At 69.4% G+C, this 18,898-nt stretch carries 18 protein-coding genes; 9 read left to right on the top strand and 9 right to left on the bottom strand.

What is annotated here, in order from left to right; all coding sequences use genetic code 11:
• From NT132_RS03680 to NT132_RS03670, 3 genes are read right to left on the bottom strand one after another with little or no spacing between them, the layout of a single operon-like run.
• Entirely contained in the window at positions 1-858 is an 858-nt protein-coding gene (locus NT132_RS03680; protein ID WP_297784940.1) for an ABC transporter permease, read from the bottom strand.
• Positions 855-1,865 (bottom strand): ABC transporter permease, encoded by a 1,011-nt coding sequence (locus tag NT132_RS03675; RefSeq protein WP_297784937.1) that lies wholly within the window; start codon positions 1,863-1,865, stop codon positions 855-857. The genes NT132_RS03680 and NT132_RS03675 overlap by 4 nt, the downstream gene beginning before the upstream one ends.
• Positions 1,843-3,492, bottom strand: coding sequence for an ABC transporter substrate-binding protein (locus tag NT132_RS03670; RefSeq protein WP_297784934.1), 1,650 nt, complete (start codon positions 3,490-3,492; stop codon positions 1,843-1,845). The genes NT132_RS03675 and NT132_RS03670 overlap by 23 nt, the downstream gene beginning before the upstream one ends.
• A 239-nt stretch (positions 3,493-3,731) precedes the next feature.
• Between NT132_RS03670 and NT132_RS03665 the strand changes: the two genes are divergently transcribed.
• Positions 3,732-3,911: a hypothetical protein gene (locus NT132_RS03665; protein WP_297784931.1), complete on the top strand. Its 180-nt coding sequence runs from the start codon at positions 3,732-3,734 to the stop codon at positions 3,909-3,911.
• A gap of 247 nt (positions 3,912-4,158) precedes the next feature.
• On the opposite strand, the gene NT132_RS03660 is transcribed toward NT132_RS03665, so the two are convergent.
• From NT132_RS03660 to NT132_RS03645, 4 genes are all read right to left on the bottom strand, one after another.
• A complete protein-coding gene (locus NT132_RS03660) occupies positions 4,159-4,548 on the bottom strand; it encodes a nuclear transport factor 2 family protein (protein WP_297784928.1) in 390 nt (129 codons plus the stop codon).
• 9 nt (positions 4,549-4,557) lie between these two features.
• Complete coding sequence (locus NT132_RS03655) at positions 4,558-5,388, bottom strand: MoaF C-terminal domain-containing protein (protein ID WP_297784925.1); 831 nt, start codon at positions 5,386-5,388, stop codon at positions 4,558-4,560.
• 7 nt (positions 5,389-5,395) lie between these two features.
• Complete coding sequence (locus NT132_RS03650) at positions 5,396-6,475, bottom strand: alcohol dehydrogenase catalytic domain-containing protein (protein WP_297784922.1); 1,080 nt, start codon at positions 6,473-6,475, stop codon at positions 5,396-5,398.
• 175 nt (positions 6,476-6,650) lie between these two features.
• Positions 6,651-7,616, bottom strand: a complete 966-nt coding sequence (locus NT132_RS03645) for a helix-turn-helix domain-containing protein (RefSeq protein ID WP_297784919.1) — start codon at positions 7,614-7,616, stop codon at positions 6,651-6,653.
• Positions 7,617-7,841: 225 nt separating this feature from the next.
• Between NT132_RS03645 and NT132_RS03640 the strand changes: the two genes are divergently transcribed.
• The 7 genes from NT132_RS03640 to NT132_RS03610 are packed head-to-tail and all read left to right on the top strand — an operon-like array spanning position 7,842 to position 15,384.
• Entirely contained in the window at positions 7,842-9,158 is a 1,317-nt protein-coding gene (locus tag NT132_RS03640) for an ABC transporter substrate-binding protein (protein WP_297784916.1), read from the top strand.
• Positions 9,159-9,161: 3 nt separating this feature from the next.
• Entirely contained in the window at positions 9,162-10,034 is an 873-nt protein-coding gene (locus tag NT132_RS03635; protein ID WP_297784914.1) for a branched-chain amino acid ABC transporter permease, read from the top strand.
• Entirely contained in the window at positions 10,031-11,032 is a 1,002-nt protein-coding gene (locus NT132_RS03630; RefSeq protein WP_297784911.1) for a branched-chain amino acid ABC transporter permease, read from the top strand. Before NT132_RS03635 ends, NT132_RS03630 begins: the two co-directional genes overlap by 4 nt.
• Entirely contained in the window at positions 11,029-11,727 is a 699-nt protein-coding gene (locus NT132_RS03625) for an ATP-binding cassette domain-containing protein (RefSeq protein ID WP_297784908.1), read from the top strand. The genes NT132_RS03630 and NT132_RS03625 overlap by 4 nt, the downstream gene beginning before the upstream one ends.
• Complete coding sequence (locus tag NT132_RS03620; protein ID WP_297784905.1) at positions 11,727-12,443, top strand: ATP-binding cassette domain-containing protein; 717 nt, start codon at positions 11,727-11,729, stop codon at positions 12,441-12,443. The genes NT132_RS03625 and NT132_RS03620 overlap by 1 nt, the downstream gene beginning before the upstream one ends.
• Before the next feature lie 10 nt (positions 12,444-12,453).
• Positions 12,454-13,962 (top strand): GMC family oxidoreductase, encoded by a 1,509-nt coding sequence (locus NT132_RS03615; RefSeq protein WP_297784902.1) that lies wholly within the window; start codon positions 12,454-12,456, stop codon positions 13,960-13,962.
• 27 nt (positions 13,963-13,989) lie between these two features.
• The gene (locus NT132_RS03610; RefSeq protein ID WP_297784899.1) at positions 13,990-15,384 is read left to right on the top strand and encodes an aldehyde dehydrogenase family protein; all 1,395 of its coding nucleotides are present in this window, start codon (positions 13,990-13,992) and stop codon (positions 15,382-15,384) included.
• Between the two features lie 150 nt (positions 15,385-15,534).
• Here the strand turns inward: NT132_RS03610 and NT132_RS03605 are convergent, their stop codons facing one another.
• Positions 15,535-16,671 carry a DUF1611 domain-containing protein gene (locus tag NT132_RS03605; protein WP_297784896.1) on the bottom strand — a complete coding sequence of 379 codons (1,137 nt, stop codon included), beginning with the start codon at positions 16,669-16,671 and terminating at the stop codon, positions 15,535-15,537.
• Positions 16,672-16,812: 141 nt separating this feature from the next.
• Positions 16,813-17,166 (bottom strand): UBP-type zinc finger domain-containing protein, encoded by a 354-nt coding sequence (locus NT132_RS03600; protein ID WP_297784893.1) that lies wholly within the window; start codon positions 17,164-17,166, stop codon positions 16,813-16,815.
• 46 nt (positions 17,167-17,212) lie between these two features.
• Between NT132_RS03600 and NT132_RS03595 the strand changes: the two genes are divergently transcribed.
• Positions 17,213-18,844: a cyclic nucleotide-binding domain-containing thioredoxin-disulfide reductase gene (locus NT132_RS03595; protein ID WP_297784890.1), complete on the top strand. Its 1,632-nt coding sequence runs from the start codon at positions 17,213-17,215 to the stop codon at positions 18,842-18,844.
• Positions 18,845-18,898 lie beyond the last annotated feature (54 nt).

Genomic DNA, 18,898 nt, shown 5'->3' with positions numbered 1-18,898 from the left:
TCACTCCTCCTTCTCGAGGTGGATCTGGATGGCACGCCCCACGGTCGTCGCGGCGAGCGCGAGGAGCAGGATGACCAGACCGGGGATGATGGTGAGCCACGGTGCCTGCAGCACGTATGCGCGGCCTGCGTCGAGGAGCGCACCCCACTCGGACGATGGCGGTGCGACGCCGAGGCCCAAGAAGGCGAGTCCGGAGGCCCAGACGATCGACTGCCCGATCGACATGGTGAACAGGGCGATGAGCGGGCGCATGGCGTTGGGCAGGATGTGCTGACGAATGATGCGCACCCGGCCGTGACCGAGGGCGCGCGCCGCCTCCACGTATCCCGCGTTGCGCGCAGCGAGGACCTGGCCGCGCACCATCCGCGCGTAGCCGGGCGCCGTGCTCAGCCCGACGGCGAGCACGGCCGTGCCGGCGGAGGGCCCGAGGATCGCCACCATCAGCAGGGCGAACAACAGGATCGGGAACGCGAAGGTGACCTCGATGACCCGGTTGACGACGGCCGCGGTCACCCGGTCGGCGAGCGCGGCGAGGGTGCCGAGGATGACGGCGATGACGAGCGCCAGGCCGGCCGCACCGACTCCGATCACCAGTGATTCGCGGGTGCCGTAGACCACCCGGCTGTACAGGTCGCGTCCGGCCTCGTCGGTGCCGAACCAGAACTGCAGGCTGGGCGCGTGCAGTGCATTCGCGAAATCCTGCGACGTGGGCGAGTGCGTCGCCAAGACCCCGGGTGCCACGGCGGCGAGGGCGAACAGCACCAGGGTGAGTGCGGACAGGATCACCCCGATCTCGGGCACGCGGCGACGGGGTGAGTCGGGCTCGGCGGCGATGAGTGACGGGTCGAGTGCGGTCATGACGCGGCCATCCTCGGATCGATGACGGTGTAGACGATGTCCACGAGAAGGTTGGCGACGACGTACACCAGCGCGACGAGCACGACGATCCCCGTGACGACGGGGAGATCGTGCGTGCCGACGGCGGTGACGAGGGTCTCGCCGATGCCGGGGCGGGAGAAGATTGATTCCACGATCACTGCCCCGGAGATCGTGGCGCCGAGCGCCCAGCCGGTGAGGGTCACCGCGGGGATCGCGGCGTGGCGGAGCACATGGCGCAACCGGATCTCGAGGTCGCCCATGCCCCGCATCCGGGCACTGAGCACGAACGGCTGATCCAACGCACGCTCGAACTCCGTGCGCGTGGCCTGCCCCATGAACCCGGCGAGGGGAATCGCAAGCGTCAGGGCGGGGAGGACGAGTCCCGCGATCCCGGTGCCGCCCATCACCGGGAACCACCGCAGCTGGAGTCCGAAGACGAGCAGCAGCAGGATGCCGAGCCAATAGGGCGGGATGCCGGCGACCAGGGTGTCCACGCCGGCACCGAAGTTCCGTACCCGGCGGCTGCGGCCCGCGGTGGCCGTGACCCAGACGATCATGATCAGCCAGGCCAGCGCGATGCCGGTCGCCGTCAGGACGAGCGTCGCACCGAGCTGCTCGGAGATGATGTCCCAGACGGGGCGGAACTGCTGGTACGACGTTCCGAGGTCGCCGCGCAGCAGCCCGCCGATGTATCGCAGGTACTGCACAATGACGGGGTCGGACAGGCCGAACTGCGCGATGATCGGGGCGAGTTCCTCGGGTGTGCGCTGCTGCGCCTGCCCGGTACGGATGTTCAGGATGGCGGTTGCCCGGTCTCCCGGCAGGGCCAGCTGGGCGAGGAATGCCGCCGTGGCGGCACCCCACAGCACCACGACGGAGCCTGCCAGCCGGGAGAGGACGCGGCGGACCCGCGGCGCGCGCAGTCGGGCGGGGATGCCCGATCCTGCGTGCGCCGCAGGGGCCTCACTCGACGAAGTAAGCGTCATAGAAGGTCGGTCCTCCCTGTGCGTGCTCCTGCCAGACACCCTTCAGGGAGGGGCTGACCGCGAGGGTGCTGAGCCGGTCGTAGAGCCCGACGGATGTGGCGTGCTCGGCGATGTAGTCCTGTGCCTGCCCGTACAGCTGGTTCTGCTTCTCCGCATCCGGCTCGGAGTTCGCGTCGAGGATCAGCTGCTCCAGCACGGAGTCGTTGTAGAACGCGCTGTTGGAGTAGTTGGGCTGCTCCTCGGTGCTCTGCCGCCAGTTGATGTAGAGGATGCCGGCGTTGACGCTCGTCCAGTACCCCACCGACAGGTCGTAGGAATCGGGGGTGCTGTAGTCGCCTCCCCACAGCTCTGCCTGGCTGAGCGGGAGCAGATCGACCTTGAAGCCCACGGCCTTGGCCTGCTCCTGGACCGCCTGCAGGATCGAGGCGCCGTCGGCGTTGATGATGGAACCGGCACCGTAGGGGAGCAGCACCTCCAGCAGCTCGCCGTCCTTGGACCGATAGCCGTCGTCGTCGCGGGTCCAGCCGGCCGCATCCAGCAGCCGGTTCGCCTCATCCGGGTCGTAGGTGTAGAGGTCCGCGGCTGCCTGGCTGTAGCCCGGGGTCGCCTGGCTGACGCCGCCGTTCCCTTCGTAGGGGATCACGCCCTGACCGATGGTCTCGACGATGCTCTCCCGATCGAGGGAAGAGACGAACGCCTTGCGAACGTTCTCGTCGACGAAGGGGCCCTGCGCTGTGTTGAACGAGATCTGCTGCGGCCGCCCCGGGGTCACGAACTTCTCCAGGGTGAAGCCGGCGTCGTCCAGCGTCTGCCACGACGTGGCAGGCACGTCGTAGATCGCGTTCGCCTCACCGGACTGCAGTGCGGCGACGCGCGTCGTCGGGTCACTGGTAAAGCGCCAGTCGACCTTATCGACGTAGGCGGGGCCGGTGTGCTGCGCATTGGCGGGCCACGACGTGTAGTCGTCGTTGCGCTCCAGAACGACGTTCTGGCCCCGGTTCCACTCGGCGACGGTGAACGCGCCCGATCCGATCGGGGCCTCGCAGTTCTCTTCGTCGGTGCGCGTCTCGAGCGCCTGCTGCGACTGGATGCCGAAATAGCCCTGTGTGAGGTTCTCGATGAACCGGGTGTAGGGGCGGCTCAGGTGGATCGCCACGGTGAGATCGTCGACGGCCTCTGCGGACTCGTAATAGCCCCCCAACCACACGGCCGCGGTGCTGTTGCCGCCCGCGACCCAGTAGTCGAAGTTGTACGCGACGGCTTCCGCATCGACCGGGGTCCCGTCGGTGAACGAGACGCCGTCCTTCAGCGTGATCGTGTAGGTCAACCCGTCGTCGGACACCTCCCACGACTCGCCGAGCCAGGCGACCGGTTGGCCGTCGTCATCCAGCGAGAACAGGCTGTCGAGCACCTGATAGGAGATGTAGGCCTGCTCGATCCAGCCGCCGAAGATGCAGGACGGCTCCTGCTGGTGCGCGTACACGATGGTTCCGCCGTCGATGCGTTCGGCATCCGCGGCCGGCTGGACGGCCGCCGCCGTGCCACAGGCGGTGAGGGCGAGGAGGGAGACCGCGCCGAGCGAGAGGAGGGCGAGGCCGCGGGTGCGGGTGGAGCGGGGCAGTGGCACGACACTGACCTTTCGATGGGATGCGGGGGCACGCGAGAAGCGTGTTGGTCTGCCTGGCAGGCTCGCACCGGTCGCCGCGGGCGCGCTCCGGTCGGCGACGCGCGTGGTTATCTGTCGTCACGCAGCTTCACGTTGTGGCGGCCGGTGCTCGGCGGCGCTACTGTCGCGCGCCCGAGTGTGCGGGCGGACTGGCCGGCGTCGACCTGCCCGCAATCCGGCCGTCATGCCAGAGTGCTCTCATGAGCTGGCCCGCCGCGGATTTCGCCCCGGATGCGGACGCGCTGGTGTCGTGGTGGGTCGTCGACGCCCTCGTCGACGCCCTCGTCGGCACCCCGGTGGAGGCAGCGCTCGCCGCGTTCGTCCCGGGGTGGCTGAGCGGGACGTGGCCCTTCGAGCGGGTGCGGTTCGGCGTGGAGTGACCCGCCGCGCTGCCCCTCACGACGGATGAACGCAGGAGCCGTCCGGGTTCGCCCGTCGCACATGTCGGGTCCGGCGCCGGCGCACCGACCCTTTGCGACGGGTGAACGCAGGGGTGTCCGGGTTCGCCCGTCGCGCATGTCGGATCGCGGAGCGCCGCATCGGCCCTTTGCGACGGGTGAACGCGGGGGTGACGGGTGAACGCGAAGGCGACGGATGAGCGCCCGAGCGAACGGACGGCCGCGAGTGTCAGTGGCGCGCCTGATCCACCGGCAGTGTGTCGGTGATCTGCTCGAAGTGGGTCACGACGCCGTCCTGCAGCCGCCAGAGGTGCGCGACCCGTGCCCGGAACGCCTTCCCCGTCGCCGTGAACGTGCCGGTGTAGGTGCCGACGCCGACGACGGCATCCCCGGCGTCGAGCACCTCGTCGACGGTGAGGCGGTAGTCGTCGTACTCGCCGGCCAGACGGAGGAAGACATTCTGTTTGACCGCCTCGGGGCCGATGTAGAGCCCCGCCGCCGGGAATCCGTCGGCCTCTCGCCACTGCACGTCGGGCGCGAGGGGCGCCAGCATCCCCTCGAGGTCTCCCGCGTCCGAGGCGGCGTAGTGGGCGCGGATGATGTCTGCGTTCGTGGTCATGTCGGTCCTTCAGACGGGTTCGATGTCGGGGTACGTGACGGAGCCGAGCGGATAGATGTGGCCGCCCGCCCGGCTGTGCTGCGCGTTGCCCTGGCCGTTGATGCCCAGGAACACGCCGGTGGTGCGCAGCTCGTAGCCGAGATCGTGCAGCCACACGCTGGCCACCGGGATCACGAATTCGCGGAAGCAGAACAGGTAGAGCCCGTGCTCGAACTTCCACACCGTCGACATGTCGACGTCGCCGTGCCCGCGCTGCTCGCCCTGCACGCACTGCCAGGCGTACCGCTCCGACGACAGGTACACGTGCTCGTACAGATGGTTCGGGCTGTACCGGTAGACGTTCCGCATCCCGATGAGATCGCGGCTCGTGCCGGGTTTCGCTCCGGTGACGCTCACTCCCTCGACGATGCCCGCGGCGAAGGTCTGCCCCACCTGGGGCACACCGGGCGTGGGTTCCGGTGCAATCGCGGAGTGCGTGAGCAGCGCGCGCCCGGTGACGCGGTTCCAAACGACGGTGATGGCCTCGCGTCCGCGCGAGGTGAGCGGCAGATTGAGGAAGGTGACGTCCGGCCGGACCTGGACCGCGTCGTACGGATCCCGATTCCCGCCGGATGCGGACAGCAGCCCGTCCGAGGACCAGGTGGCGTTCTGATCGTCGTCGAAGACGATGTTGAGGGCGGTCTCGCCGTCGAAGCGGAAAGACACCGAGATGCCGGTGAGGTCGACGGCGGGCAACCGGTAGGTGTCGATGCCGGCGGCGAAGTCGTCGTAGGTCTTCCACTGCGACCGGTCGGCGGCGTCGGTGCGGCCGCCCACCTCGATGGTGTGCGAGTGCGTCATGTTTCTCCTAGGGGACGAGCACGGCCTTGATCAGGCCTTCCGTGCGGTTCTCGATGTCGGCGAAGGCCTGTTCCACGTCGGTCAGCGGGTACACATGGGTCACGAGTGAGGAGAACGGGAACCTGCCCGACGCCAAGAGCTCCAGCGCAGGCTCGAACCCACCGGAGGAGAGGAAGCTCGGCAGCACGTCGATCTCCCGGGTGAGCAGCAGATCGTCGCTGGGAATCTGCAACGTCGGCCCCGACCCGCATGCCCCCGCGAGCACGACTCGCCCGCCCCTGCGCACGATCCGCAGTGCATCTCGTTGCGCATCCACCGAGCCGGCCGCCTCGATGACGACGTCCGCTCCGCGCGGCAGGATGCCGTGGACCGCCGTGACGAGGTCGTCCCCGCGTGCGGCGACCTGCGCGGTCGAACCGAACGCCCGAGCGAGGGTCCTGCGCTCCGCGCGACCCCCGACCACGATGACCGTGCCGGCACCCGCCGCGCTCGCCGCAGCCGCGCAGAGCAACCCCACCGGCCCCGGGCCGATGATCACGACGCTGTCGCCCAGTCGCACACGACCGCGCGTCACTGCATGGCACGCGACGGCGAGCGGCTCGACGAGGACGGCCGCATCCGGATCCACGGAGTCCGGGATGCGGTGGACGATCGCCTGCGAGGGGACCACCATGTGCGTCGCGTAACCGCCGGAGTACGGCAGCGTGTCCGCCGGGATGTTGACGCCGAGCTGGCGGCCGGGACCGGGGGTGTCCAGGTCCTGCGCGCACAGGTTGTATCGCCCCTCCCGGCACCGTTCGCACCGCTGACACGGCACGAGCATCTCCACCGCCACGTTCTCACCGGGGACGAGTCCGCGGTGGTCGTCGCTTCCGACCTCGTCGACGACCCCGATGAACTCGTGACCCGGGACGAGGGGGAACGGGTCTCCGATATGACCGTCGCGCAGATGGAGGTCGGTCGCGCAGATCCCCACGCGGGTGACGCGGACGACGAGTTCGCCGGCGCCCGCTTGCGGGCGCGGAACAGCGCGGATCTCGACCGCTCCCGCACGGGGGAACACGACCTGCACGGTCGATTCAGTCATGTCGGGGCTCCATCTCCGTCGATGTGCAACCCAGTCAAGGCGGGACCGGATGGCGCCGCTTGTGCGTCAGGGAACAGCGCTTGCACACGCGTGCAGGCGTCGGTGCGGCGCGAGCGGGTGACACATTGACGTTCCCGATCAGTGCGCCGGTGTCGGCAGGCCGGACGCCGCAGGGTCAGGACAGGGCGTCCGCGCGGAAGGCGCTCGGGGTCTGCCCGTAGGCTGCCTTGAACAGCCGGGAGAAGTGGGCGGCGTCGGAGAAGCTCCAGCGCGACGCGATGCGGGTGAGGGTCTCCTCGGCCAGTCGAGGATCGCCAAGATCGGTCTTGCACCGCTCCAGTCGTTGCTGGCGGATGCGTGCCGAGACGGTCGTGCCCTCGTTCTGGAACAGCGCGTGCAGGTAGCGCACCGAGATGTAGTGGTCGGCGGCGATGCTGTGCGGGGACAGAGCGGGATCGGCGAGGTGGGTGTCGATGTAGTCCAGCACCCTGTCCAGCAGGACCGGCCTCGGCTCCGCATCCGTCTCGAGCTGCTCCCGCAGCAGGATGGACACCAGATCGACCATGTTCCGAGCCAGGCGCCCCGCGACCGATGACCCCAACCGACCCATCTGCCCGGTGGCCTGCCGGAGCATCGTGGTCACGATCTCGCCCATCGGGTCGTCCCGGCCGAGCGCCGTGGCCGTCAGCCGCCCGATGCTGTCCTCGTCGAGGGAGACCATCCGCTTGGGGAACATCGCCACGATCGTGCGGAAGCTGTCGTCGAAGGCGAGCGTGTACGGCCGGGTCGTGTCGTAGATGGCGAGGTCGCCCGGGTTCAGCACCACGTCACGGCCGTCCTGGCAGAGATACCCCGTGCCGCTGAGCATGAGGCTGAACTTGTAGTTCGGCGGGGTGCTGCCGTCCTCGCACAGCCGCCGGGTGCGCTCCACCACATGCGGGTCGGCGACCACCTCGGTCAGTCCGATGCCCTGCAGCGACTGCCCCTGCACGGTGGCGTGGAAATGATGCGGGCGTCGCGTGGTCACGGTCAACGGCACGAAGGACCGGTTGACCACCTCGCGGAAATCGCTGACGCCGCCCAGGCGCAGGATCTGCGCGGAGCGCGTGGGGACCGGCCCGGTCGGAACGCTCGGGCGCATCGTTCACCTCCTGCTGTCGACGGTGACAGTACCCCATGTATACACCGCGGCCCTGCCGATACCTACCCGACGGGGCGGGCTCCGGCTGCGGGCGGGCGGGCTCTGTGCACGCATGCGCAACCCCCGTTCACGCTCGTTCAATCCCCGCAGACGGATGCGGACGAGTCTGGGATGGCGGCTGAGTGACACCCCTGTGCCGCAGCACCCGTACGAAGGAGTACAGCCATGAATCGCACTGTGAAGGGCCTCGGTGCCCTGTTCATCGGTGCCACACTGGCGGCGTCGCTCGCCGGATGTGTGGCAGACGACAGCCCCGGCGGAGGCACCGCCGCGCCCGGTGGAACCCCGACCGATCTCGCCTGCGGTATGGCCACCGGCGAAGCCGCGACCGGCGACCCCATCAAGGTCGGCGCGATCGCCACAGCCTCCGGCGGCGTCGACTTCTCCTCGTCGCCACTGTCGGCGAAGGCGTTCTTCGACTGCGTGAACGATAACGGCGGCATCAACGGCCGGCCGATCGAGTACGACTTCGAGGATGACGCACTCGACCCCACGAAGACCGCCCAGCTCGCGGCAGGACTCGCCGGAGACTCCGACGTCGTCGCCCTGGTCGGAGATGCGACCTTCGTGGGCTGTGACGTCGCGAACGTCGAGTACAGCAAGGCCGGTCTCTACTCGATCACCGGCGTCGGCGTCCCGCAAGCCTGCTTCGAGTCCTCCAACATCGCACCGGTCAACGCCGGCCCTCGCACCTCGGCGCTCGCGCTGCTGCAGTACATGGAACGCGAAGACCTCCTCGGCGGCGGCTTCTATTCGATCGGCCTGAACACGCGCGGCAACGGCGACTGGGTCGCCGCGGGCATCCGCGACTACGCCGACGAAGCAGGCATCGACCTCGTCGGCGAGACCCTCAGCGACCCCGCCGAGAGCAACTGGCTGCCGCTCGTGGGACAGATCCAGTCCTCCGGGGCCTCGGCCCTCGTGGTCGCGGACCCGGCCCCCATCACTGCATCTATCCTCGCCGCCGCCGAGCAGCAGGACGCCCGCGGCGACATCGCATGGTCCTGCACCGCGTCCTGCTACGACAAGCAGTTCGCCAGCGAGCTCAGCGACTACTGGGACGGCTTCCTGGTCAACTCCGAGCTGCAGCTCGTGACCGCCACCGGTGACGACAGCGACCTCTGGAACGGCGTGATGGACGCGTACGCGTCGGCCGATACCCCGCGCGACACGTTCAGCCAGGCCGGATTCCTTGCGGCGAAGATCTTCACGGACACCCTACTGGCCGTCGAAGACCCCGCGACCCTCGACCGGGAGACGGTCTCCGAGGCGCTCCTGGCGATCCGCGGCTACGAGTCGAGTCTCCTCTGCAGCCCGTGGTACTACGGCGAGGCCGACGAGCACCACGCCAACCACGCCACCCGCAACGCCAAGATGGAGGGCGGCGAGTGGGTCGAGGTCGAAGGCTGCACCGAGGTCGTCGACCCCGCGATGGACGGCATCCTCGAGCGGGAGCAGTCCGAAGGCCTGTTGGAGCGCTAATCGATGAACGTCCTGCCATTCATCCTCGCCGGCCTCGTCATCGGCTCCGTCTACGCGCTGTCCGGCGTCGGAGTGCTCGTGCTGTACCGCACGACCGGTGTCCTGAACTTCGCCCACGGGGCGATCGGAGGACTCTCGGCGATGATGGCATGGCAGTTCATCGACTCGCGCATGCAGCCCCCGGTCGCGATCGCTCTCAGCATCGCGACCGGGGCTGTCGTCGCCCTCCTGTTCGGGGTCCTCGCCGGCCCGTACCTCGCACGTATCGACGAGTTGCGCAAGGCCACCGCGACCCTGGGCCTCGCCCTGGTGCTGCTCGGGATCATGCTCTTCGCCTGGAACGACAAGGCGCGCACTCTCGGGCTCGCCACGAGCAAGATGGCGTTCTCCCTGCCTGGCGCGCGGGTGAATCTCACCCAGATCATCTGCCTCGCACTCGCGCTGGTGGTGGTCGTGGGCACCTGGTTCGCTCTCGCCCACACCTCGGCCGGCGCATCCATGCGAGCCCTGGCCAGCGACCGGGAACTCGCGGCCGTGCTCGGGACCAACGTCCGGGCGGTGGAGCTCACGGCGTGGACGATCTCCGGTGCCATCGCCGGGGTCTCCGGCATCCTGCTCGCCGATCAGACCCGGCTGGAACCGGCCTTCCTCACCTTCCTCATCATCCCCATCCTCGCCACCGTCGTCGTCGGCCGGTTCCGCTCGTTGTGGCTCGCCCTGCTGGGTGGTCTCGGAATCGGGCTGGTGCAGTCGCTCGTCTCCGCCAACCCAGCCACCAGCGCCTTCAGCACGGCGGTGCCTTTCGTGATCGCCACCATCGTCATTCTCATCGCCCGCAGACGGCGGTTCATCTCGATCTCGGTGGTGCGCTCGTGAACCGCTCTGCGTTGACGGCATTCGTGCGTCACAACAGCCTCGGGGTGGTCGTCGCCGTCATCGCTCTCGCCGTCGTGCCGCTCGTCGCGGGCGCGTACTGGACCCGGGTGCTCACGGTGTGCGCGATCTACGCGATCGCCGCCGCCGGCGTGGCCGTGCTCTATGGACGTGTCGGACTCGTCTCGATCATGCAGGTCGGGCTCGTCGCGATCGGCGGCTGGGCCACGTTACGGATCTGGCACGCCACGCACCTGCCGTTCGAGATCGTCATGATCCTCGCCGCGATCGTCACCGGCGTCATCGGGACGATCGTCAGCCTGCCCGCCCTGCGCCTGTCCGGCCTCAGCCTCGCGATCGTCACCCTCATGGTGGCGGGGGCGATCGAGGTTCTGATCAGCGCGAGCGGGTTCCCCAACGGCGGCCCCGGCTTCCTCGGACGCGTCGAGGGCGGAACCCTGCCGGTCGCCATGCCGCGGCCCGCGCTCGCGCCCGACGACCCCGCCTACTTCCGGTACGTCGTCGTCGTACTGCTCGTCGCGTTCCTGTTGCTGAGCTGGCTCCTCGCCTCCAAGCCCGGACGGTCGTGGGCGGCGATCCGTCAGGGGGAGGCCGGTGCCATCTCGGTCGGCGTCGGCGTCACCCGCTACCGGCTCCTCGCGCTCGCCGTCGTCTCCGCCCTCACCGGCATCGCCGGGGCGCTGCTGGCCGCGAACGCGGGACTGCTCGACCCGGTCTCGTTCAAGGCCCAGCAGTCGATCCTGCTGTTCGCGACCGTGCTGATCGGCGGCACCTTCACGCTCGGTGGCGCGGTGATCGCCGGGTTCTTCTTCCAGGGCGTCCCCCCGCTCCTCGACGCCTGGGGGGTCAACGGCAACCTCATCTTCGTCATCCTCGGCCTCGGTCTCGTTCAGACCATCACGACCGCGCCCGGTGGTATCGCCGGTCAGCTCTCCGCGCTGTGGACGAGAGTGCGCGCCCGGAAGAAGGCGGACCGATGAGCCTCGCGATCGAGAACGTCACCGTCCGGTTCGGCGGCGTCACGCCCCTCGACGATGTCAGCTTCACGTTCGAACCCGGCGTGTGCGGGATCATCGGACCCAACGGCGCCGGGAAGACCACGCTGTTCAACGTGCTCAGCGGGTTCGCTCTGCCGGTCGCGGGGTCTGTGACCATGGCGGGCGAGGCGCTCCTCGCCATCGCGCCGCATCGGCGCGCCACCTGGGGGCTGAGGCGTACGTTCCAGCAGGAACAGGTCATCCGCACCCTCTCGGTGTGGGACAACGCACGCCTGGGAGCGGACCACACCGGTGCCTCCACCACGGAGGTGCAGGCAGCCCTCGACTATGTCGGCCTGACCGGTCTCGACCGCCCCGGCAGCCGCCTCACCATGCTCGAGCGTCGACTCGTCGAGGTCGCGAGGTGCGTGATCGGCGCGCCACGGCTCGTGCTCCTGGACGAACCGGCGGCGGGTCTCGACCCCGCCGAGTCGGCGCAGCTGCTCGAACTCATCACCGGCATCCCCGGCAGGTTCGGTGCACTCGTCCTGCTCGTCGACCATGACATGGACCTCGTCCGGGCAGCCTGCGGCACGGTCGCGGTGCTGGACTTCGGCAAACGGATCGCTTTCGGACCGACCGCGGAGGTCCTCGGATCAGCTGCCGTCAGACGGGCCTACCTGGGAGTGGAGGAGTGATGGGCGAATTGACGATCACCGACCTCAGGGTGCGCCGTGGCGGCCGCGAGGTCGTGCACGGGGTGGACCTCGCGGTCCGAAGCGGCGAGGTGACGGCCCTGCTCGGCGCCAACGGTGCCGGAAAGTCGTCCACCGTGCTCGCGATCGCCGGGCTCGTGCGAGAGATGTCCGGAACGGTCGCCGTCGACGGTGTGACACTCAAACCGGGCAATCCCACCCGGACCCGTCGCTCGGGCGTAGCGACGGTGCAGGAAGGACATCGGGTGTTCGCCGACATTTCGGTCGCCGACAACCTGAAGATCGCCGCCCTGCCGCTCCCGGCGAAGGAGCGTGCCGACGCCGTCGAGGCCGCCCTCGACCTCTTCGCCGAGCTGCGGGGCATGCCCGGGCGCCTCGGCGGTCAGCTGTCCGGCGGGCAGCAGCAGATGCTCGCTCTCGCGTCCGCCCTCGTCGGGAAGCCGTCCTTCGTCGTGATCGACGAGATGTCCCTCGGCCTGGCGCCGGTCATCGTGCAGCGCCTCATCCCCGCCGTCCGGGCCATCGTCGCATCCGGAGTCGGAGTGCTCCTGATCGAGCAGTTCACCCGGGTGGCGCTCGAACTCGCGACGACGGCCACCGTGCTCGCGCAGGGTGATGTCACGCTGCGCGCCCCGGCCGCGGATCTGCAACGCGACCCCGATCAGCTGAGCCGGGCGTACCGGCTCTCCGAAGGATGAAGGAAATGGAATGACCCACTACGACGTCGTCATCGTCGGCGCCGGAACATCCGGTTCGATCATCGCCCGCCGGCTGGCGGATGCGGGCAAGAAGACCCTCATCGTCGAAGCCGGCGGCGACAACCGCCGCGCCGACGTGCAGGACGTCGGCCGGCTCAATCAGCTGTGGCACGGGGATGCGGACTGGGACTACTTCACGGTGCCGCAGCCGCACGCCGCCGACCGCCGCATCCACCTGCCCCGGGGAAAGGTCCTCGGCGGATCCCACTCCCTCAACGCCGCCATCTGGGTGCGGTGCGCTCCCGCCGACTTCGACGGCTGGGCAGCAGCGGGTGCCGAGGGATGGGCATGGTCGGACGTCGAGCCGGTGTACCGGCGCATCGAGCGATGGGCCGGGACACCCTCCCCGCTCCGTGGCACGGACGGACTGCTGCCGGTGGAGGAGAACCAGCCGATGCATCCCGTGCAGGAGTCGATCATCGCCGCGGCGGTGGAGGAAGGGCTCCCGCTCAACTCGGATTACAACGGTGAGAGCATCGAGGGCGTCTCTCGCCAGCAGGTGACGATCGAGGACGGCGACCGTGTGTCCACCTGGGACGCCTACGCCCAGCCCGCCGTCTCGGCCGGAAGGCTCGACGTGCGCACGGGTGCCGCGGTGCTTCGCGTGGTGTTCGACGGTACCCGCGCGACGGGGATCGAGGTCTACGGCCCCGACGGCTCCGAGACCATCACCGCGGATGAGATCGTTCTCTCGGCGGGTGCGCTCGGCTCGGCAGAGCTGCTGCTGCGCAGCGGTATCGGACCCGCCGGCGACCTGGAGGCCCTCGGCATCCCGGTGGTGGCGGACCTCCCGGTCGGGGAGAACCTGCACGATCACTTCCTGGTGCCGGTGATTTTCGGCACGGAGCGGGAGGTGGAGCCGCCTCAGCCGCATCGCTCGGTCACGCAGAGTCACTGGTTCTGGAAGAGCGATCCCTCGCTCGAGGTCCCCGACACCCAGCCGATCACCTTCAGCGTCCCGATGCTGGAGCCTGACATGGAACCGATCCCGTGGGGGTTCTCCCTCATGGCCGGCATCATCTCCACCAAGAGCCGGGGCACGGTGAAGCTCGCCTCGACGGACCCCGCGGACGGGCTGCTCATCGATCCGCAGGTGTTCGCCGATGAGCGCGACCTGCAGAGCATGCTCGCCTCGGTCGAGCAGTGCCGTCGTGTCGGTTCGCGTCCCGCGCTCGCCGAGGAGTGGGGGGCGCGCGAGGTGTACCCCGGACCCGGGGTCACCGGCGAGGCGCTCACGAACTACGTCCGGGAGCGCGTGATCACCTACCACCACCAGGTCGGCACCTGCCGCATGGGGACCGATGCCCGCGCCGTCGTCGACCCGACCCTGCGGGTGCGCGGGATCACCGGTCTGACCGTCGCTGATGCCTCGGTCATGCCCACCATCACGACCGGCAACACGAACGCCCCTTCCGCCGTGATCGGTGAGAAGGCGGCGGAGTTCCTGCTCGCCGATTGACCACCCCGGAAACCTGAAGGAGTCACCATGACACTGATCGAACGAGTGACCGTGGCCGACGGTCGCGAGATCCCGGACGCCGCCACCGGCGAGATCATCGGGCGCACCGCGAGGCACACGGTCGCCGACCTGGAGCGGATGTACCAGGCCGCGCGCCGTGCACAGAAGGGGTGGGCCGCCCTCTCGCAGGAGCGCCGCGACGCCTATCTGCTCGCTCTCGCGGACGCCATCGACGCCGAGGCGGAGCAGCTCGCCGTGCTGCTGTCGCGTGAGCAGGGCAAGCCGTTGGAGGGGCCGAACGCGCGTTTCGAGATCGGCGCGTGCTCGGCCTGGTTGCGGGCGACCGCAGCCACCTCCGTCCCGAGCGAGGTGCTCGTGGACGAGCCGGGGAACCGGTCCGAGCTGATTTACAAGCCGGTCGGAGTGGTCGCGGCGATCGGGCCGTGGAACTGGCCGCTGATGATCATGATCTGGCAGGTCGCGCCCTCGCTGAAGATGGGGAACTCCGTCGTCGTCAAACCGTCGGAGTACACGCCGCTGTCGGTGCAGGCGCTCGTCGCCGTCATGAACGACGTGCTGCCGGAGGACGTCCTGCACGTCATCTCCGGTGACCGGGAGGTGGGTGCAGCGATGGCATCGCACCCGGGGTTCGACAAGATCATGTTCACCGGATCGACCGCGACCGGGAAGGCCATCATCAAGAGTTCGGCCGACAATCTCACTCGCCTGACGCTGGAACTCGGCGGCAACGACGCCGGTATCGTGCTGCCCGGCACCGACATCGCCACGCATGCGGACGACCTGTTCTGGGGAGCATTCCTGAACACCGGCCAGACGTGTGCGGCCCTGAAGCGCCTGTACGTCCACGAGTCCCAGTACGAGGAGGTCGTCGATGAGCTCGCGAAGCGGGCGGCCGCCACGCCGATGGGGGTGGGGCTGGACGCGGGCAACGTCCTCGGGCCGCTGCAGAACCGACGGCAGTTCGACATCGTCAAGCGGCTGGTGGACGACGCACGGGATCGCGGGGCGCGCATCGCAGCGGGCGGTTCACCGGCCCCCGAACTCGGCCCCACCTTCTTCCAGGCGACGATCGTGGCGGATATCGAGGACGGCGCACCGCTCGTGGACGAGGAACAGTTCGGTCCGGCACTGCCCGTCATCAAGTACACCGACGTGTCCGATGCCATCGCTCGGGCGAACGCGCTCGACGCGGCGCTCGGTGCGTCCGTGTGGGGGGATGACCCGGATGCGGCGCGGCAGGTCGCCCTGCAGCTCGAAGCCGGGACCGTGTGGATCAACGCGCACGGCGGCATCCACCCCATGGTCCCGTTCGGCGGGATCAAGGGGTCGGGTTACGGCTTGGAGTTCGGCGTGGAGGGACTCAAGTCGGTCGCCGTACCGATGGTGATCACGACGGCCTGACCGCGCGGCCCCCCGCGTCGCCGTTCGCCCGTCGCGGATGCGGGGTCGTGTGAGCGGAGATCAGCCATATGTGACGGTCCTGCCCACGTGTCGCATGATGCGCGTCGAGGGTGCACCAAACGACAAGTGAGCGGGACCATCCCCCCGGCGTTAGGGGCGGGTGGCGGGGAGTGCCTGGAGCGCGGGGAAGGCGCGGAGCACCATGTCGACCAGGCGGTCGAGCGGTCGCGTCAGCGCGTCGGTGACCGGCATGCCGGGCTCGCGCTCGTACTCATCGATCACCGCGCTGATCTCGGCATCCGCCATGTGTTCGTGGTTCACCGTGACGCCGATGACGGTGGTGTCGGCGAACGCCTCGATGAGGGCGATCTCGCTCGCCACGGTCGGCATCGAGATCTCCGGGAAATCGCCCAGGGTGACGCGCTTCGGGGCGTGCTGCACGATGACGCCGGCCGGGCGGCTGCCACGCAGGATGTACGCGGAGGTCAGGTAGGCGGGGTGGCTGAGCGCACCCTGCCCTTCGACGACGATCACATCGGGGTGCTCGCCCTCCCAGGCCGCGACGACCTGGTTCTCCACCTCGCCGGCACAGAACTGCGGGACCATCGCGTCGAGCGCGACGCCGTACTTCCCGCCCTGGATGAGGGTGGTCTGGCCGGTGCCGACCAGCACCGCGCGGATCCCGCGGGCGTTGAGCGACTGCACGAGCAGGGTGGCGGTGGTGCGCTTGCCGATGGCCCCGTCGGTGCCGAGCACCGCGATCCGCGGACACGGCACGTCGAAGATCCGTCCCGAGAACTGGTGCAGGTCGCGCTTGTCCTTCGGACGGCGGACATCGGTGATGGTGACGCCAGCGCGGAGGCTCGCAGCAGCGAACTCGATGTCGTCGCCCAGGAACTCGTGCAACCCGTTGATGAGGTGCATCCCGCGTGAGATGCCCTCGAGCAGCACTGTCCGGTGCGCCGGGGAGAGCAGTCCGTCGGAGGGGGCGAGCCCGCAGATGAGGTAGTCCGGCACGTGGCCGGCGTGGGCGATCGCCTCGTCCAGGTTCGCCAGCAGCGGGATGCGGTTGGCGCGGCCGTCGAGCACCATGCCGGCGTCGGCACCGGCGCGCGTGCTGTCGAGCACGCTGAGGATGTCGTACTTCTCGGAGTGGCGGACGAGACCGTTCGCGGTCTTGCCGTCCTGCTCGCCGAACTGGCCTTCGCAGAACACGACCGCGGTCGAGCCGATCGGAAGGGACGGGACGAGCACGTCGGATGCGGCGGAAAGGGGGAACGGGGGCATGAGTAATCCTCTGAGTGATTCAGAGGAGGCGACCGTCACTGCCCAACGGTCAACGAGAAGTCTTCCCTGATCCGGCATTCGCCGGTGCCGCCACCCTAGCGGTCCCGGCCGAGCATCGGCTGGGACGCCGTCGGATGGGCCTCAGCCGCGCTCGGCCAGCAGCTCCCGCCAGTCGTCCGGCACCGCCCCCGCGGGGCCCGGTGACGGTTGGCTCTCCGGACGGTTCGACGGCGGCGCCAGGTCGGGCCCCTCGAAGGACTCCTGCGCCTCGTAGTCCCAGAACCAGGACTCGCCCGGTTCGAAACTGCGGATGAACCGGTGCCCGGTGGTCTGGAAGTGGGCGGTCGCGTGACGGCCGAGCGACGAATCGCAGCATCCGATGTGCCCGCACGTCGCGCACCGGCGCAGATGCACCCACCAGCCGCCGCTGTCCTCGCATTCGACGCAGCCGGATCCGGACGGGGGGACGGAAGTATCGATCGGGGCCTCGACCATGCGGGCACTCTACGCCAGGGTGGGAGGTGCACGGAGGAGGACAACGATGGCTGAATTCGTCGAAGACCCGCGACTCGCCCCGAGCCTGTCCGAGGAACAGTGGGAGCGGCTGTGCGCCCGCGCCGTGCCGCGGACGGTCGCCGACGGCGACCTCGTGTTCCGCACCGGCGAACGGGACTACCCGATGATCCTGGTGGAGGAGGGTGAGGTCGAGCTCGTCCGAGACCCGCTCCGATGGTTGGGTGAGGAAGTCGTTGCGCGGGTGGGGCCCCGCTCCTTCGTCGGCGAGCTCGGATTGCTCAACGGGCAGAGCGCGTTCCTGTCCGCCCGCGCCGTGGGCCCTGGGCGGGTGCGGAGCCTTGCCCGTGCCGACCTCCGCCGCGTGCTCGCGGAGGACGACGAGCTCGGCGACATCATCCTGCACGCCCTCTGGGAGCGGCGCGAGTCGCTGCGGAAGGGCACCGCGGCATACACCCTCAAGTTCGTCGGCGACGCCACGAGCCAGGAATTCCTCGCGCTCCGCCGCTTCGCCGAACGGTTCGACCTGGTGCACACCGCGGTCGGGCTCGCGCCGGACGAGGTCATCGAGAACCCGGCTCACCGCATCGATCCCGCCGATTTCCCGGTCGCCTACATTCAGGGTGAGCCGCTCGTCCGCGCCACCCCGGGCATGGTAGCGGAGCGTCTCGGCCTCGCCTATGAGCGCGGTGAGGAGGGGGTCGTGGACGTCGTCATCGTCGGTGGGGGACCTGCGGGACTCGCCGCCGCAATCTACGCCGCCTCGGAGGGACTGAGCGCCGTGCTGCTGGATGCGGTGGCCCCAGGCGGCCAGGCGGCCGCGACGAGTCGGATCGAGAATTTCCTCGGGTTCCCGTTCGGGGTGAGCGGCGGCGCGCTGATCGGGCAGGCCACGCTACAGGCGATCAAGTTCGGCGTCCGGGTGTGCGCTCCGTGCGAGGCGGCCGCACTGCGCTCCGTGGACGGCGGCGTCGAGGTCACTCTCGCCGACGGCGGCATCATCCACGCGCGTTCCGCGGTGGTGACTTCCGGTGCGCACTACCGTCAGCTGCCGCTGGAGCGGTGGGAGGACTTCGAACGCGGCGGCATCCACTACGCCGCCACACCGCTGGAGCTGCGCCAGGTCGCGGAGTCCCCGGTGGTGGTGGTCGGCGGGGCGAACTCCGCGGGACAGGCGGCTCTCTTCCTCGCGGCCAACGGCTGCCCCGTCCATCTGGTCGTGCGTCGCGGCGACCTCGGCGCGACCATGTCGTCGTACCTCGTCGACCGCATCCACACCGACGCCCGCATCCAGGTCCACACGCGCTCGAACGTCGTCGGACTCGCCGGCGCCGACCGGTTGGAAGCCGTCGAGATCGACACCGCCGGGTCCGTCGCGGCGCGGGGACTCTTCTGCTTCATCGGCGCCGACCCGGCGACGGGGTGGGTCTCGATGCTCGACCGGGACGACGCGGGGTTCATCCGCACCGGCACCGATGTCACGACACAGACGCTCGACCATTGGCAGCGGATGGGCCGCGAACCGTTGCCGTTCGAGACGTCGATTCCGCGGGTCTTCGCGGCGGGGGACGTCCGACGCGGGTCCATGAAGCGGGTCGCCGCCGCGGTCGGCGAAGGATCGAGCGCCATCGCCTCGGTGCACCGCGCTCTCGCCGGGTGATGCGTGCCGCTCAGGCCTGCCGCACCACTTCATCGACCGAGACCGTTCGACCGA

Source organism: Microbacterium sp. (genome assembly GCF_026393345.1).
Taxonomy (GTDB): Bacteria; Actinomycetota; Actinomycetes; order Actinomycetales; family Microbacteriaceae; genus Microbacterium.
This window is presented reverse-complemented; position numbering and strand designations above follow the sequence as displayed.